Source organism: Bradyrhizobium sp. F1.4.3, from assembly GCF_040548375.1.
Classification (GTDB): domain Bacteria; phylum Pseudomonadota; class Alphaproteobacteria; order Rhizobiales; family Xanthobacteraceae; genus Bradyrhizobium.
In genome coordinates this window covers 740,310-755,593 of record NZ_JBEPRN010000001.1, presented here as the reverse complement: position 1 = coordinate 755,593, position 15,284 = coordinate 740,310, and the positions used below count along the sequence as shown (strand labels likewise).

The following is a 15,284-nucleotide window of genomic DNA, read 5'->3' as shown; positions in this document are numbered from 1 at the left end:
GATGAATGATCGGCCTCACAGCCCGATTCAAGACCCGCGCGTCAATGCCGTCATCGCACGCATGCAAGGCGCGCGGCAGCGGCCGGCCGGCGGCGGACCGCGCGGCTCGTTCAATAGCCGCGATCCTCACGCCTATGCCGAGCAGGGCTTTTCGATCCATCCCGAGCAGGGCGAGTTGATCTACCTGCTGTGCCGCGGCCTGCGCGCCACGCGCGTGGCGGAATTCGCGACCTCGGTCGGCCTGTCGACACTCTATTTTGCCGCGGCCGTGCGCGACAATGGCGGCGGCACCGTGATCGGCTCGGAGATCGTGCCGGCCAAGGTCGAAACCGCCAAGCGCAACCTTGCCGAGGCGGGGCTGGCCGACTACGCCGAGATCCGCGAAGGCGACGCGCGGAAAACGCTGCGCGATCTCGGCGGCCCGGTCGATTTCGTGCTGATCGACGGCTGGCCGGGCGAGGGAGCTCCTTCGCTGGCGCGCGAGGTAATCGAGATCGTCGCGCCGCAGCTCCTCGTCGGCGGCTACGTCATGAACGACAATGCCGAGCCCGACTATCTCGCCTTCATCCGCGATCCCGAAAACGGCTTCGTCTCGATGACACTGCCGCTCAAGGGCGGCACGGAGCTGTCGCTGAAGGTGAAGTGAGCAAAACAGTGCCGGCGGTCCGCAGGGTGGGTTACGCTTTCGGCGAACCCACCCGCTGATTCCGTCAGGCGGCCATCGCGGTTTGCTCTAGGCGTTGGCAGTGGTGCGCATGGCCGGATAGTCCGTATAGCCGCCCGCGCCGGGCCTATAGAAAGTCGCTTTGTCCGGCGCATTCAGCGGTGCATTCTCGCGGAAGCGTTCCAGCAAATCGGGATTGGCGAGAAAGGTCGTGCCGAACACCGCAGCGTCGGCGCGTCCGCCGGTCAGCGCGGCTTCGGCCGCGGCTTTGTCGAGACCGCCGCCGAGCAGATAGGCTCCGGCAAAGCGCGGCCGCAGCAGCGCATGATAGTCGACCTTGGCGCCGAACAGGGCGACGTGCAGATAGGCGAGATTGAAGCCGCGCAGCTGGTCGACGAGATAGGTGTAGGTCTCCTGCGGCACGGCATCGACGATGTCGTTGAAGCCCATCTCCGGTGAAAGCTTGATGCCGACGCGCTCGCCGCCGGCCTCAGCCGTCATCGCCTCCAGCACCTCCAGCACGAAGCGCGCGCGGTTCTTGGCCGGGCCGCCATAGGCGTCGTCGCGCTGGTTGCTGCCGGATGAGAGAAACTGCTCGGGCAGATAACCGGTCGCGCCATGCAACTCGACGCCGTCGAACCCGGCCTCCAGCGCGCGGCGCGTCGCCCGGCCGTAGCTTGCGACGACATCGGCGATCTCACTTGTGCTCAGCGCGTGCGGCGTGACGAAATCCTTCAGTCCCTCGTTGGTCCAGGCCTGACCGGCCGGCTTGATCGCGGAGGGCGCGACCGGAAGGCCGCCGCCGGGCTGCATTGATGGGTGCGAGATGCGTCCGCAATGCATTAGCTGCACGAAGATCCGGCCACCTTTGTCGTGCACGGCGTCGGTGACGCGCTTCCATGCGGCCACTTGTGCATCCGTCTCGATCCCGGGCGTACGCACATAGCCCTTGCCGGTCGCGGCCGGGAAGACGCCCTCGCTGATGATTAATCCAGCGCTGGCGCGCTGCGCATAATAAGTCGCGGCGAGATCGCCCGGCACGCCGCCATCGTCGGCGCGTGAGCGGGTCATTGGCGCCATGACCAGGCGATTGCGAAGCTTGTGGTGGCCGACGCTGACCGGGGTGAATAGCGGATTCATGAGGATGCTCTCCATTTGTCGAGCTCAATGTGGTATCGATCAAAAATGGAATAAAGGCACGGAAAATGGGAATTACTGATCCATAATTGGAGCAATTGGGATGGAGTACCTCAACGACATGGCCTTGTTCGTGGAGGTCGCAAAGGCCAGGAGTTTTCGCCGGGCGGCCGAGGTGATCGGCGTGCCGAACTCGACGCTGTCGCGTCGCATCAGCGCGCTGGAGAAGGCGATTGGGCTGCGGCTCCTCAACCGCACGACGCGCAAGATCGAGCTGACGGAGGCCGGGCAGCTCTATTTCGAGCGATCGATGCGCATCGTCGAGGAGGCGCGTCTCGCCCATGAACAGCTTGGCGAGATGGTGGCGCAGCCGAGCGGCATGCTGCGCGTCTCGCTGCCGGTGGATTTTGCCGCCATCTACCTCACGCCGCTGTTTGCGGACTTCGCCCGGCGCTATCCGGGCATCAGCTTCGAGCTGGACCTGACGCCGCGACGCGTCGATCTCGTGGCTGAGCCATTCGACGTCGCGATCCGCATGGGCGAGCTTCCTGTTTCCGGCCTGATTGCGCGCCAGCTCGCGCGCGTGCCGGCCCACCTCTATGCCTCGCCGGGCTATCTCAAGCAGGCCGGCGAACTGAGCGAGCCGGCCGACCTCGCCCGTCACCAGTGCCTGTGCATGCCGCGGGCGGCATCCTGGACGCTGCATTCCGGAACGAAGAAGTTGGATGTCGCCGTGAAGGGCCGCTTCACGCTCAACAGCGTCGGCATGATCTGCCGACTGGCAATCCACGACCAGGGTATCGCGCTGCTGTCCGAGGCGATCGCGGCGGATGATCTGGCGCGCGGCCGTCTGCATCGCGTGCTGCCGAAATGGCAGGCATCTCCGATCTCCGTCTATGCGATCACCGCGACGCGCCTGTTGCCGGCCAAGACGCAGCGTTTCATCGAATTCCTTCAGTCTCGTCTGGGACGGGGAACGTGACGTCGGGCAAAGCGGCCATCATCGTCGCCACAATCCCTTGCGGTGTCCGGCGGGCAAAACACCCAAATTGTCGGTCAATGCATAGCCGCGAAAATATTCCACTTTACCGAAATGCGGAATTGGCGGATATTGCGCCCACTCCGGCCCGAGGAAGAGGGGCGTATCGCGATCGTCACGAACGCGGGCCGGGCGGCGGTGGACGCAGGCCACATCGGCGCGAAGGGCTTCGCAGGGCGGGCGACCGTGAGCGAAGGCGTCGCGCACACGACCGGTGCGGCTTGCGTACGGCAAAATCGTGTGGTCCTGGCGCCCGGAGTCTGTGCGCCAAGTCTTGCGGTGATGTGGGTGGCCCGACCGGGCGCGCGCATCAGTGATCTGCAAGACGACGGGGGCAATAGTGCATCGCTCCCCGGGGAGAGCGCGACATAAGCCGTTCCAACCATCCGCGCAGGGAAGGCCGGGATGCTTCCGGTTGCCCTGTTTCCCGCTGTGCATTGTAGCGCAATCTGCTTCTGGCATAGCGGTCCATGGGAGCCAGCCGGCTCCCGGCCTTCCCTGCGCCCTCTTTCATTTCGGAGGGTGAAGTGACGAAGCAAAGCTCGGGCGAAACATGCCGCGAGGATGCGAAGGTGTGTCAATTGTCGAACAAGGGCTCGTGTCCCGGACGCGCTGCAACGCTGTTGGCGTTGCTGCGCAGAGCCGGGACCCAGAAAACCGCGCAGATCGCGGCTGCATGGGCCCCGGCTCTGCAGCGCACCGATGAAGAAGCGCTGCGCTGCGTCCGGGGCACAAGAGGGACGAATGCTGCCACCCACACTCCGTCATTGCGAGCGCAGCGAGGCAATCAATCCAGAGTCTTTCCGCGGCGACAGTCCGGATTGCTTCGCCGCGCTCGCAATGACGGTGTTGATGCAATTGCGCACCTGGCCGGGACGACAATGCGGAGAAAATCGTGCGCCCTTGTGAGCGCGCCGCATTGTGAGTTGTGCCTGAGCGCCACGCGGTTACCATGCGCGTGAGGTTCCCGACCAAAGCGGGAGCCGACATCGTGACCGGGAGGCGACATGAGCGGGCAGGAGCGCAAGGCAAAGGGATCGGATCTGTTCGTCGCGGCGCTGGAGAATGAAGCTGTCGACCGCATCTTCGGCGTCCCCGGCGAGGAAAATCTCGATTTCGTGGAATCGCTGCGCAACTCCAGCATCGAGCTGATTCTGACCCGCCACGAGCAGGCCGCCGCCTTCATGGCGGCCACGCATGGCCGGCTGACCGGCAGGCCGGGCGTGTGCCTGTCGACCCTTGGTCCGGGCGCGCTGAATCTGTCCACAGGCGCCGCCTATGCGCATCTTGGCGCGATGCCGATGATCATGATCACCGGCCAGAAGCCGATCATGAGCAGCCGGCAGGCGCGCTTCCAGATTGTCGATGTGGTCGCGACCATGAAGCCGCTGACAAAACTGTCGCGGCAGATCATCAGCGCCTCGAGCATTCCGACCGTGGTGCGCGATGCGTTCCGCGTGGCGATGGAGGAGCGGCCAGGGCCCGTGCATCTCGAGCTGCCCGAGGACATCGCGGGCGATGAGGTGCCTGCCGTTCCGGTGATCCCGACCCATCCGATCGAAATTCCGGTCGCCCATCGCGCCGCGCTCGACCGCGCCGCCGAGATGATCCTGGCCGCAAAACACCCGCTGGTGATGATGGGGGCTGCGACCAGCCGCCCACGTTCGACGCACGGCATCGCGAGCTTCGTGCGGCGGACCGGCATTCCGTTCTTCACGACGCAGATGGGCAAGGGCACCGTGCCCGGCGGCACCAATCTCTACATGGGCACCGCCGCGCTGTCCGAGCGGGACTATGTTCACGACGCCATCGACGCCGCCGACCTGATCGTGGCGATCGGCCACGACCCGATCGAGAAGCCGCCCTTCATCATGGGGCCGTCGGGGCCGAAGGTCATCCACGTCAGCTACACGCCGGCGAGCGTCGAGCAGGTCTATTTCCCCGATGCGGAGGTCGTCGGCGATGTCGGCCCGAGCCTGGAGCTCCTGGCTGACCGTATCGAAGGCAAGCTGCCGCAGGCCGCAGCACTGCTGCCGCTGCGTGAAAAGATCCTCAGCCATATCGCCGACCGCGCTACCGAGGCGCGCTGGCCGCCGACGCCGCAGCGTATCGTGCACGATATCCGTCAGGTGATCCCGGAGAACGGCATCGTCGCGCTCGACAACGGCATGTACAAGATCTGGTTTGCGCGCAACTACCGCACCCGCGTCGCCAACACGCTGCTGCTCGACAACGCGCTGGCGACGATGGGCGCCGGCCTGCCGTCGGCGATGATGGCTGCGATGCTCTATCCGGATCGCCGCGTGCTCGCGGTCGCCGGCGACGGCGGCTTCATGATGAACAGCCAGGAGATGGAGACCGCCGTCCGCCTCAAGCTCAATCTGGTGGTGCTGGTGCTGGAAGACCATGCCTACGGCATGATCCGCTGGAAGCAGGCCGTCGATCATTTCGCCGATTTCGGCATGACCTTTGGCAATCCCGATTTTGCGCTGTACGCGAAAGCGTATGGCGCCAAGGGGCATCGGATCGAGAGCATCGACAGCTTCGCGCCGACGCTCGACGCAGCTTTCAAGGAGGGCGGCGTGCACTTGGTCTCGGTCCCGATCGACTATTCGGAGAACGTGCGGGTGCTGGTCGATGAGCTCCGGGCGCGGGAGAAGTCGAAGGCGTGATGTGTTCGCAATGACGACGTTGAAACGGCGGCGCATGCAAAACTGCAATCTCGTGCCCCGGACGCAGCGCAGCGCCCCTTCGGCGGTGCGCTGCAGAGACGGGGCGCATGTATCAGCGAACCTTGTGCCATCCTGGGTCCCGGCTCTGCGCCGCAACGCTAAGGCGTTGCAGCGCGTCCGGGACACGGGAGGAACAAGCTCACTTGTGCCGCGATCACCGATCGCGGACGTCATCGATCATCCAACCAACCACAGGAATATGAAATGACTCGCGTTCGCTGTATCACCGAGATGGGCATGGGCGTCGACGTTCACGGCAAGGACGCCACCAAGGCGGCGAAGCGTGCGGTGTCGGATGCGATCAGGCATTCGAGCCTCGGCTTTTTCCGGATGATCGGCAAGACTGCGAACGACATGTTCGTCGATGTCACCATCGCGGTGCCGAATCCCGAAGCTGTCGACAAAGAGGCGGTTGCCAAGGAGCTGCCGTACGGCACCGTCACCGTCAATGCGGTCAAGGGCGGGATGGAGATTCCCTCGGCCGCGGAACAGGGCAACGACCCCATCCTCATCGCCAATGCGGCCGTGATCGTCAGCTTCGACAAGGACTAGGCCGGTGTTTGACACTGATCTGACGCTGCTGGATCGTCCGATCTGGAGCGCGCTGACGACGCGTCAGCAGGCTTTGGCCGAAGGCGGCCCGCGCGCGCTGCGCTATCCCGTGACGATGACGCCCTTTGCCGACATGGTCGACATGTCGGCGGCAAGCTTTGCCGCGCTCGGCGATCTCTTATCGGAATCGCAGGTCGCCGCGCTGTTCACGCCAGAGGCCGTCGAACCACCCGATGGCTTCAAGGTCGTGCTCGCCGAGACCGGCGAGCAGATGATCGGCTCACCCGCCGACAGCCCGTTGCGTGGTGCCGAGATCGTCACGCTTGGCGCTGCCGATGTTCCCGCGATGACGGCGCTGACCGCACTGACCAAGCCCGGTCCGTTCGCCGCACGAACGCATGAGCTCGGCACGTTTCTCGGTATCCGCGCCGGCGGTGAACTGGTCGCGATGGCCGGCGAGCGGATGAAGCCGGGCAATTTCACCGAGATGACCGCGATTTGTGTGCATCCCGAACATCGCGGTCGTGGCTATGCGCAGGGGCTGCTCGCGGCCATTGCGCGCCAGATCGAGGCGCGCGGCGAAATTCCGTTCCTGCACGTGTTTTCCAACAACGCATCCGCCATCGCACTCTATCAGCGGCAGGGCATGCGCATCCGCCGTCGCCTGCACGTGACTGTGCTGATGAAGCAGGCATGACGGCCCGGTGGCGCGCACCGGGCCGCAGGTTTTAGCTCTGGTAGTCGACGAGCAGCGAGCTCGCGGAGGAGGCCGAGGCGCTGCCGCTGGAGCTGTAGGAGGTCGACTGGCTGGTCGCGGTCTGAAGCAGCGAGATCAGCTCTTTCATCAGCTCCGCAGTGCTGGCGGAGGACGAGCTGGACGAAGAGTCGGACGAGGAGGTGGAATCGGTGCTGCTGGTGCTCGATGAGTCGCTGCTTCCATCCGGCGGCGGAGGCGGGGCACCTGCGCTATTGGAGAAAGTGTTGGAGAACACGTTCTTCAACTCGCTGGCCTGGTCGCTGGTCAGCTTGCCGCTCGACACCTCGTTCTGGATGAGGTTGTCGATCTTGGACTGCATCTCGTCGGACGAGGGAGGCGACGAAGAGCTCGAGCTCGATGCGCCGCTCTTGAGCGACGAATCGATGTCGTCGAGCGCGGACGACAGCGCCGACTCGTCGCTTGAACTGATGGTGCCCGCCGAGACTTCCTTGGTCAGTTCACTCTTGAGGCGGTCGAGCGGGGAATAAGAACTGGTGGACGTTGCTGAGATCGAGGTCATTGTGGGGCACCCCTGGTGAAGTTGAAGATGCGCTGAACATGGGTGTGAGGCTAAAGGTCGCGCGCTTAATGAGGTCTTGCCGGAAGGATTGCTGCGGTTTTCGTTGTGTTGCTCGCGCCGGGACGAACACGCGGCGAAACAAAAATCTCGGCGTTGTCCGCGCGGGCGAGCTGTCTTGAGGGCGGGCTTCCCCGCGGCCGATTCGTCGTTATATCCACGTCAACCAAGTCAGGGAGGCAACAATCCATGGACGCCAGGACGACTGATTTTTCCGCCGTGCGGACGGCGATGCAGCGCTACGTCGATCAGGAAATCATCCCCGGCGTGTCCTGGGCCGTGTTGCGTGGGCGTGAGGTCGTCGATCAACAATGCGTCGGCTTTGCCGACCGCGAGGCGAAAACCGCGCTCCGGCCCGACCACATTTTCCGTGCGTTTTCCAACACCAAGATCTTCGTCAGCTGCGCGATCATGCTGCTGATGGAGGAGGGCCGCGTCAGGCTCGACGATGTGATCGAGAAATTCCTGCCGCAGCTTGGCAATCGCAGGGTGCTGAAGCAGGGCGCGGCAAGCCTCACCGATGTCGAGCCCGCGAAAAGCCCGATCACGATCCGGCACCTCCTGACCCATACGTCAGGCCTCAGCTACGGCATCTTCGATCCCGGCACCGTGCTGTTTAGGGGTTACAACGACGCGCGCGTGCTCAATCCGCTGACGCCGCTGACCGACATGATCGACAAGCTCGCAGACCTGCCGCTGTCCTATCAACCCGGCACGTCCTGGGAATATTCGGTTGCAACCGACGTGCTCGGCCGCGTCGTGGAGGTCGTCTCCGGCAAATCTCTCGATGCGTTCCTCAAGGTGCGCATTTTCGATCCGCTCGGCATGACTGATACCGGCTTCTCGGTGCCTGAGGCCCAGCAGGGCAGGCTGGTTGCTCACTACACTGGCGCCGACGTGCTCGATCCGATGAAGCCGGGCCTCACGCGGGCGGACAACCTGCCTTATCCGCAGGCCTATCGGCGGCCGTTCCCGCGGCTGTCGGGCGGCGGCGGCCTGGTTTCGACCCTGCCGGACATGCTCGCGCTCGTGCGCGCATTGGTGCCCGGGCCGGATGCGCTGCTGAAACCGGAGACGCTGCGGCAGATGATGACGAATCAATTGCCCTCGGGGCAGACCATCCGCTTCGCCAATCTCGGGCCGATGCCCGGCAAAGGCTTTGGCCTTGGCGGCGCCGTCACCTTCGCGCCGACGGCCTTCGATCCCCCAAATTCCACCGGCGAATTCCAGTGGGGCGGCCTTGCCGGCACCCATTGGTGGATCTGCCCGCAGGCCAATACCGCCGGCGTCCTGATGGCCCAGCGCCATATGGGTTTCTGGAATCCGTTCTTCTTCGAGTTCAAGCGGTTGGCCTATCAGGCGGTTGGAGGCTGATACGTAGGGGCCGTCGGGGATCAGAACGTGCCAACCTATCTCGGTCTCGATGGATTTCGCTTCGGTTGGGTCGCGGCCTGGATCGACGAGCGCGGCGATCACGGCTTTGATTATTCGTCGGGCCTCACGCGATTGCTCGCGATGCCGCATGCGCGTGCGATGATCGATATGCCGATCGGATTGAACATAAGCGGCTATCGCGCGTGTGACTTGCGCGCCCGCGAGCTGGTCGGCCCCGCCGTGTTTCTCGGCGCGCGCCGCGACCTCTGGACATTTCCCGACATGGCTGCGGCCAATCGCTACTACTGGGAGCACGAAGGCAAGGGCAGGGGTGTATCGTCTCAGCTCTGGAACATCAGGGACAAGATCAAGGACGTCGACGAGATCATGACGCCGGCGCGGCAAGTAATCGTCGGCGAGGCGCATCCTGAGTTGATCTTCTGGAATCTCGCTGGCCGCGTGCGGCTCGACAGCAAGACATCGGCGCAAGGCCGCGAGCAACGCATCGCGCTCCTGGAGCAACGCGGCTTCACGCGCCTGCCGAGATGGCTGACCCAGCGCCACGGCACCGGTATCGGCCGCGACGATCTCATCGATGCCTGTGCCTGCGCGGTCGCTGCGCGTGACAGCACGCAGTGCGTCGGCGGCGACGAGATTGATCCGCGCGGATTGCGGATGGAGATCAATTATTGAGCCTTGTATTGAGCCTTGCGTCATGCCGCGCCTTGCCTAGATTAAATGCGCTTCAACAGCAGATTGTAGGTCCCGATGTCCGATCTCTCCGCCTTTCCCATCACCAAGCGTTGGCCTGCCAAGCATCCGGAGCTGCTCCAGCTCTATTCGCTGCCGACGCCGAACGGCGTCAAGGTCTCGATCATGCTGGAGGAGATCGGGCTGCCCTACGAGGTCCATCTCGTCGACTTCGGCAAGGACGACCAGAAGACGCCGGAATTCCTTTCGCTCGATCCGAACGGCAAGATCCCCGCGATCCTCGATCCCAATGGTCCTGGCGGCAGGGCGCTGCCGTTGTTCGAGTCCGGGGCGATCCTGCAATACCTCGCAGAGAAGACCGGCAGGCTGTTGCCGCAGGATGCGGCGCGCCGCTACCAGACCATCCAGTGGGTGCATTTCCAGATGGGCGGCATCGGGCCGATGTTCGGCCAGGTCGGCTTCTTCCACAAATTCGCCGGCAAGGATTTTGAGGACAAGCGGCCGCTCGAGCGCTACGTCAACGAGTCGAAGCGTCTGCTCGGCGTGATGGAGACACATCTCGCCGGCCGGCAATGGTTCATGGATGACGACTACACCATCGCCGACATCTCGATGCTCGGCTGGGTGCGCAACCTCATCGGGTTCTACGGCGCCGGCGATCTCGTCGAATTCAGCCACTTCAGGTCGGTCGCGGCTTGGCTCGAGCGGGGCCTTGCGCGTCCGGCCGTGCAGCGCGGGCTCAACATTCCAAAGCGGCCGTGAAAATCAGGTCAGCGCCTTGTGGGCCATGTAGAGTGCCATCAGCGAGACGAGGCCGATCATTGTTCGGCGCAGCACGGATTTGCTGACACCATTGGCCATGCGTGCGCCGAGATCGGTGCCGACCCAGAGGCCGGCAAGAATGCCGATGATCGCCGGCCAGCCGACCATGAGCCCCTTGCTCCAGTAGATCCAGGCCGCCGGGATATTGGTCGGGATCACCGAGAAGATGAGGCTGACGAGTTGCGCCTGGTGCTGTGGCACGCGCAAGCCCGCGGCGAGGCCAACCGTGATCGCGAGCCCGCCGCCGATGCCCATGAAGCCGGAGGAAAAGCCGGCAAGCATGCCGATGAGGAGAAGGGGGAGCCAGGGCAACTTGTCCTGATCGCCGGCTTCGCTGCCGCCGTCCTTGCGCTCACGGCGCAGAACCAGCGCAGCGATCAGCGCAACGAGGTAGACGACATAAGTCCATTGCAGGATCGCGTCGGTGACGGCGGCTGCCACATAGCCGCCGCCCGCGCCACCGACGAGAAATCCGATGCCGATCCAGATGATCCATTGCAGCGGGCTCCGATTGCCGCCGTGCCAGTAGCGGCGCACGCCGGCAAGGCCCGTCGGCGGCACCTGAGCGATCAGCGACGTGCCCTGGGCGATGTGTTGCTCCGCGCCGAGCAGCAGTACGCAGAAGATCACGAGGCCGCCACCCGGGCTCGTGCCCATGAAGCCCGATGTCAGTCCCCCGACGAGACCGACGCCGATTCCTGCAAGCAGCTCGTGCATCCCGGACATCGCTCACGCCCTGGTTCGTCGCCTGACGTCCGGCTTCGTCGTGCGAAATCCTTCGATCACGTGACCAACGGCCGTCATGCAGGCGTCTATGTCGAAATCCTCGCCCCAGCATTTCTGCAGCACAAAGCCCTGGAAGATCGCGATCAGGATGCGCGCGATCGCATCCGCGCCGAGGTCGCGTTTGATCAGGCCGTCGTGCTGGGCGCGCTCGACCAGCGCCACGATCAACGCGCGCGGTATGTCGATGCCTTCGACGACACTGGCGCGGACGCGGCGATTGCGCAGTGCCTCGGCCCAGCCGTGGATGCCGACGCGCCGCCGCGCCTCGCCTGCGGGATCGGTCAGCCACTGAGCATAGACGCGGGTCAACGCGTGCAGTCCTTCGATCGGATCCCCCGATCCCTGCGCGACCGAGTTGAGCACGGCCTCGCGACGATGCCGGTCGTCGGCGAGCGCCTCGATCAGGTCGTCCTTGCTCTGGAAATAGAGATAGACCGCGCCGTGGCTCAGCCCGGACCGCTTCACGATGTCGGCCATGCCGGTCTGGTGAAAACCGTTCTCGGCGAAGCAGGCGAGAGCGGCTTCGAGGATCTGCTGGCGCCGGTCTTCACGCTTCTTGTCGCTGATCTTGGGCATCCGCTCGGTCCATAAATAACTGACAGATCGATCGTTTTTTTATCTGAGGCCGATAGAACCCTGCTAGATGGCCATAATAAAAAACGATTAGTCAGTCGTTTTTAAGCGCGAAATGGATTTGGGTCAAGCCCGGGCGGCCGGAACCCCTGGAGGCAGGAGAGGATCTGGCGAATGGCGGGTCGTCGACGGCGACGACAGCCGGCCCTTGCGCTGAGGCTAGAACAGCCGCCCGCCGTTCGGCACGGGCTTGCTCGGCTGCATCAGCACCACCTTGCCGTCGGCGTCGGGGAAGCCGAGCGTCAGCACCTCGGAGACGACCGGTCCGATCTGGCGCGGCGGGAAATTCACGACGGCCGCGACCTGTTGTCCCACGAGAGTCTCGAGCGGATGGTTTTCTGTGATCTGCGCCGAGCTCTTGCGCACGCCGATGGCGGGTCCGAAGTCGATCCACAGCCGCCAGGCCGGCTTGCGCGCCTCCGGAAACAGCTTGGCGTCAACGATGGTGCCAACGCGGATATCGATCGCCAGAAAGCTGTTGAAGTCGATGGTCGGGGAAGCGACGGCGGCGGGATCGTGGGTGACGTGCATGATGTGTCCGTCCAGGGAATTCTCAGTTTCGTTCGCAATATTGTCGCGCGAACCGGAGTTTCGTACAACGCCACGGCCACAGCACCACACGACGCATGCGCGAGGAACGTCTTGCCCAACATCATCTACGGCATCAAGAACTGCGACACCATGAAGAAGGCGCGCAGCTGGCTCGACACCCATGGCGTCGCCTACGAGTTCCACGACTACAAGGCTGCGGGCGTGGAGAAGGACAAGCTCAAGCAGTGGAGCGACAAGCTTGGCTGGGAGACGCTGCTCAACCGCGCCGGCACGACCTTCAAGAAGCTCCCCGACGCCGACAAAGAAGGCCTGACAGAGAAGAAGGTGCTGGCGTTGATGCTAGCGCAACCATCGATGATCAAGCGGCCGGTGCTGGAAATCGGCGGCAAGCTCCTGGTCGGCTTCAAGCCGGATATCTACGAGAAGGAAGTCGGCGCTAAATCGCGCAAGAGCTAGTTCAGCTCGATGATCTCGGTGGTGACGCTCGAACCAGGCTGATCGGCGAATTCGACCAATTCAGCGGCCGCGATGCGGCCGGGCGTGCGATGGAAAAGGTGGCGGTCGATCACGGCTCGCAGTCTTGGGCGCGGCAGCGCGTCATTTCCGCGCATCAGATTCTTGATTTCGAAGCCGCCGTCTTCGCAGAAGGTCTTGAGCGAGGCGACGATGTGGCTGACTTTGTCGTCGGTGAGGAAAGGCAGCAGCAGCCGTTCATAGGCGACGACGCGTCCGTAGACGTCGTCGACATCGGCAACGCTATAAACTGGAAGGCCGCGCGCCACGCATTCATGATAGACCGGCATCACGAAGGGCGCGAGCCGCGGCCCGACATAGTCGTCCAGCAGAATCCCCTTGCCGGTATGCCCGTAGGCGCGAGAGATGCGCGAGCCCTCGCTCTGAATGGTGAGGCGCGGCGTCGGCGTCGAATTGTCCACCGTGTAGTAGATGAGATCGGACAGCTCTTCCTCGAGCCGCGCGGGCTGATACTCCCAGATCGCCGGCGCAATCTGCTGGCGAGCATAAAGTCGCAGCCACGTGTTGAGTAGATCACGCTGCTTGATCGACTTGACGATGGGGGGAGCGGCGCTTGTAAAATCCAAAACAATATTCCCGGCGGCTAGAAACCCGCGCATAATCGTTGCTGCGGGAAAATTTTCTATGAAGGCTGGCGCGCGGGGCCAAAGACCGTTAACGACGGCTTGATGGCCGGCGCTTTGCGAACTGGAAGGCCGCGCAGGCGCGACGTCAAAGCACTTCCGACTAAGGGAGCATAAGTCTCCCGGCCGGAGGCCTGATCTGCTCAGCTTTCCGCCTTGCCTAACCCCCGTCACCTCCGGCATATTCCGCGCCCGGAGGCGGCGTTCCGGGACAGGCTCCAAGGCCTCCGGAAAGCCGAAGTAACAAGGACAGCCACGCGCGTTGCGCGGGCGGGGGAAATCTGTTTGGCCGATGAGTTCATTCTCGAAACGGAAGGCTTGACCAAGGAGTTCGCGGGCTTCTACGCCGTCCGCGACGTTGCGCTCAAGGTTCGCCGTGGGAGTATTCACGCGCTGATCGGCCCGAATGGGGCCGGCAAGACGACGTGCTTCAATCTTCTGACCAAGTTCCTCAAACCGTCTGCCGGAAAAATCCTGTACAAGGGACAGGACATCACTGCGATGGCGCCGGCCGACGTGGCACGCATGGGGCTGGTGCGATCATTCCAGATCTCGGCGGTGTTTCCGCACATGACCGCGTTGGAAAACGTTCGCGTCGCGCTGCAGCGGCAGCACGGAAGCTCTTTTGACTTCTGGCGCTCGAAGTCGGTGCTCAACTGCTTCAACGACCGCGCGCGTGAATTGTTGAATGATGTGGGCCTCAACGAGTTCGCCAACACGCCAGCGGTCGAGATGCCTTATGGACGCAAGCGCGCACTCGAGATCGCAACCACGCTCGCGCTCGATCCGGAGATGATGCTTCTGGACGAGCCGATGGCTGGCATGGGCCACGAGGACATCGACAAGATCGCAGCGCTGATCAAACGGATCTCGGCGAAATACACCATCCTGATGGTCGAGCATAATCTGAGCGTGGTGGCCAATCTCTCCGACATCATCACTGTGCTGACGCGCGGGCAAGTGCTCGCGCAAGGTCATTACACCGAACTCACCAAGGACGAGCGCGTCAAGGAAGCCTATCTGGGAGCCGGTCATGCCTGACACTGCGATTGCCGAAGCTCCGGCAAAGGCTGCGACCGGCGGCAACATCCTTCAGGTTCGCAACCTGGAGGCCTGGTACGGCGAATCCCACATCCTGCACGGGATCAATTTCGACGTGAACGCAGGCGAGGTCGTCACGCTGCTGGGGCGCAACGGCGCCGGCAAGACGACCACGCTGAAGTCGATCATGGGCATCATCGGCAAGCGCACCGGCTCGGTGAAATTCAACAACCATGACATCATTCGCACGACCTCGGACAAGATCGCGCGGATGGGCATCGCGTTCTGTCCGGAGGAGCGGGGAATTTTCTCCAGCCTCGACGTGCGGGAGAATCTGTTGCTGCCGCCGGTGGTGCGCGCGGGCGGATTGCCGCTCGAACAGATCTTCGATCTGTTTCCGAACCTGAAGGAACGGCTCAACAGCCAGGGCACGAAACTGTCCGGCGGCGAGCAGCAGATGCTGGCGATCGCGCGCATCCTGCGCACCGGCGCGAGCTTCCTGATGCTGGACGAGCCGACCGAAGGTCTGGCGCCGGTCATCATCCAGCAGATCGGCCACACCATTGCGCGGCTCAAGAAGGAAGGTTTCACGATCCTTCTGGTCGAGCAGAACTTTCGGTTCGCATCCACCGTCGCCGACCGCTATTACGTGGTCGAGCACGGCAAGATCATTGACGGATTTTCCAATGCGGAGCTTGCCGCCAATATGGACAAGCTCCACACCTATCTCGGCGTCTAGTACGGCCAAGA

General features: G+C 63.5%; 17 protein-coding genes. 11 read left to right on the top strand and 6 right to left on the bottom strand.

Translation table 11 applies throughout. The annotated features are described in order from the left end of the window. The first annotated feature begins 1 nt into the window (after nucleotide 1). Nucleotides 2-646, top strand: a complete 645-nt coding sequence (locus ABIB73_RS03760; protein ID WP_354221544.1) for an O-methyltransferase — start codon at nucleotides 2-4, stop codon at nucleotides 644-646. Nucleotides 647-733: 87 nt separating this feature from the next. Here ABIB73_RS03760 and ABIB73_RS03755 read toward each other — a convergent pair whose 3' ends face one another. Continuing rightward, nucleotides 734-1,804: an alkene reductase gene (locus ABIB73_RS03755; RefSeq protein WP_354221542.1), complete on the bottom strand. Its 1,071-nt coding sequence runs from the start codon at nucleotides 1,802-1,804 to the stop codon at nucleotides 734-736. Between the two features lie 100 nt (nucleotides 1,805-1,904). On the opposite strand from ABIB73_RS03755, the gene ABIB73_RS03750 reads away from it, so the two are divergent. The 4 genes from ABIB73_RS03750 (at nucleotide 1,905) to ABIB73_RS03735 (ending at nucleotide 6,821) form a co-directional block, all read left to right on the top strand. After that, nucleotides 1,905-2,783, top strand: a complete 879-nt coding sequence (locus ABIB73_RS03750; RefSeq protein ID WP_354221540.1) for a LysR family transcriptional regulator — start codon at nucleotides 1,905-1,907, stop codon at nucleotides 2,781-2,783. Nucleotides 2,784-3,847: 1,064 nt separating this feature from the next. Then, the gene (locus tag ABIB73_RS03745; RefSeq protein ID WP_354221538.1) at nucleotides 3,848-5,512 is read left to right on the top strand and encodes an acetolactate synthase large subunit; all 1,665 of its coding nucleotides are present in this window, start codon (nucleotides 3,848-3,850) and stop codon (nucleotides 5,510-5,512) included. 264 nt (nucleotides 5,513-5,776) lie between these two features. Then, nucleotides 5,777-6,124, top strand: a complete 348-nt coding sequence (locus ABIB73_RS03740; RefSeq protein WP_354221536.1) for a Lin0512 family protein — start codon at nucleotides 5,777-5,779, stop codon at nucleotides 6,122-6,124. Between the two features lie 4 nt (nucleotides 6,125-6,128). Continuing rightward, a complete protein-coding gene (locus tag ABIB73_RS03735) occupies nucleotides 6,129-6,821 on the top strand; it encodes a GNAT family N-acetyltransferase (RefSeq protein WP_354221534.1) in 693 nt (230 codons plus the stop codon). 31 nt (nucleotides 6,822-6,852) lie between these two features. Here the strand turns inward: ABIB73_RS03735 and ABIB73_RS03730 are convergent, their stop codons facing one another. Further along, nucleotides 6,853-7,401, bottom strand: coding sequence for a hypothetical protein (locus ABIB73_RS03730; protein WP_354221532.1), 549 nt, complete (start codon nucleotides 7,399-7,401; stop codon nucleotides 6,853-6,855). A gap of 246 nt (nucleotides 7,402-7,647) precedes the next feature. On the opposite strand from ABIB73_RS03730, the gene ABIB73_RS03725 reads away from it, so the two are divergent. From ABIB73_RS03725 to ABIB73_RS03715, 3 genes are all read left to right on the top strand, one after another. Beyond that, nucleotides 7,648-8,832: a serine hydrolase domain-containing protein gene (locus tag ABIB73_RS03725; RefSeq protein WP_354221530.1), complete on the top strand. Its 1,185-nt coding sequence runs from the start codon at nucleotides 7,648-7,650 to the stop codon at nucleotides 8,830-8,832. Between the two features lie 27 nt (nucleotides 8,833-8,859). Continuing rightward, on the top strand, nucleotides 8,860-9,525 hold the full coding sequence (locus ABIB73_RS03720) for a DUF429 domain-containing protein (RefSeq protein WP_354221528.1): 666 nt from the start codon (nucleotides 8,860-8,862) through the stop codon (nucleotides 9,523-9,525). A 75-nt stretch (nucleotides 9,526-9,600) separates the two neighbouring features. Beyond that, nucleotides 9,601-10,305, top strand: coding sequence for a glutathione S-transferase family protein (locus ABIB73_RS03715; RefSeq protein ID WP_354221526.1), 705 nt, complete (start codon nucleotides 9,601-9,603; stop codon nucleotides 10,303-10,305). Between the two features lie 3 nt (nucleotides 10,306-10,308). Here the strand turns inward: ABIB73_RS03715 and ABIB73_RS03710 are convergent, their stop codons facing one another. The 3 genes from ABIB73_RS03710 to ABIB73_RS03700 form a co-directional block, all read right to left on the bottom strand. Beyond that, nucleotides 10,309-11,091, bottom strand: coding sequence for a sulfite exporter TauE/SafE family protein (locus ABIB73_RS03710; RefSeq protein WP_354221524.1), 783 nt, complete (start codon nucleotides 11,089-11,091; stop codon nucleotides 10,309-10,311). Nucleotides 11,092-11,094: 3 nt separating this feature from the next. After that, entirely contained in the window at nucleotides 11,095-11,727 is a 633-nt protein-coding gene (locus ABIB73_RS03705) for a TetR/AcrR family transcriptional regulator (protein ID WP_354221522.1), read from the bottom strand. A gap of 216 nt (nucleotides 11,728-11,943) precedes the next feature. Continuing rightward, complete coding sequence (locus tag ABIB73_RS03700) at nucleotides 11,944-12,315, bottom strand: tRNA-binding protein (protein ID WP_354221520.1); 372 nt, start codon at nucleotides 12,313-12,315, stop codon at nucleotides 11,944-11,946. Nucleotides 12,316-12,426: 111 nt separating this feature from the next. Between ABIB73_RS03700 and ABIB73_RS03695 the strand changes: the two genes are divergently transcribed. After that, the gene (locus tag ABIB73_RS03695) at nucleotides 12,427-12,792 is read left to right on the top strand and encodes an ArsC family reductase (protein WP_354221518.1); all 366 of its coding nucleotides are present in this window, start codon (nucleotides 12,427-12,429) and stop codon (nucleotides 12,790-12,792) included. On the opposite strand, the gene ABIB73_RS03690 is transcribed toward ABIB73_RS03695, so the two are convergent. After that, complete coding sequence (locus ABIB73_RS03690) at nucleotides 12,789-13,469, bottom strand: hypothetical protein (RefSeq protein WP_354222549.1); 681 nt, start codon at nucleotides 13,467-13,469, stop codon at nucleotides 12,789-12,791. The genes ABIB73_RS03695 and ABIB73_RS03690 overlap by 4 nt on opposite strands. Nucleotides 13,470-13,778: 309 nt before the next feature. Here ABIB73_RS03690 and ABIB73_RS03685 point away from each other — a divergent pair, with 309 nt between their 5' ends. Both ABIB73_RS03685 and ABIB73_RS03680 read left to right on the top strand, forming a co-directional pair. Further along, nucleotides 13,779-14,534, top strand: coding sequence for an ABC transporter ATP-binding protein (locus ABIB73_RS03685; RefSeq protein ID WP_354221516.1), 756 nt, complete (start codon nucleotides 13,779-13,781; stop codon nucleotides 14,532-14,534). Next, the gene (locus ABIB73_RS03680) at nucleotides 14,527-15,273 is read left to right on the top strand and encodes an ABC transporter ATP-binding protein (protein WP_354221514.1); all 747 of its coding nucleotides are present in this window, start codon (nucleotides 14,527-14,529) and stop codon (nucleotides 15,271-15,273) included. The genes ABIB73_RS03685 and ABIB73_RS03680 overlap by 8 nt, the downstream gene beginning before the upstream one ends. The last annotated feature ends 11 nt before the right edge of the window (nucleotides 15,274-15,284 follow it).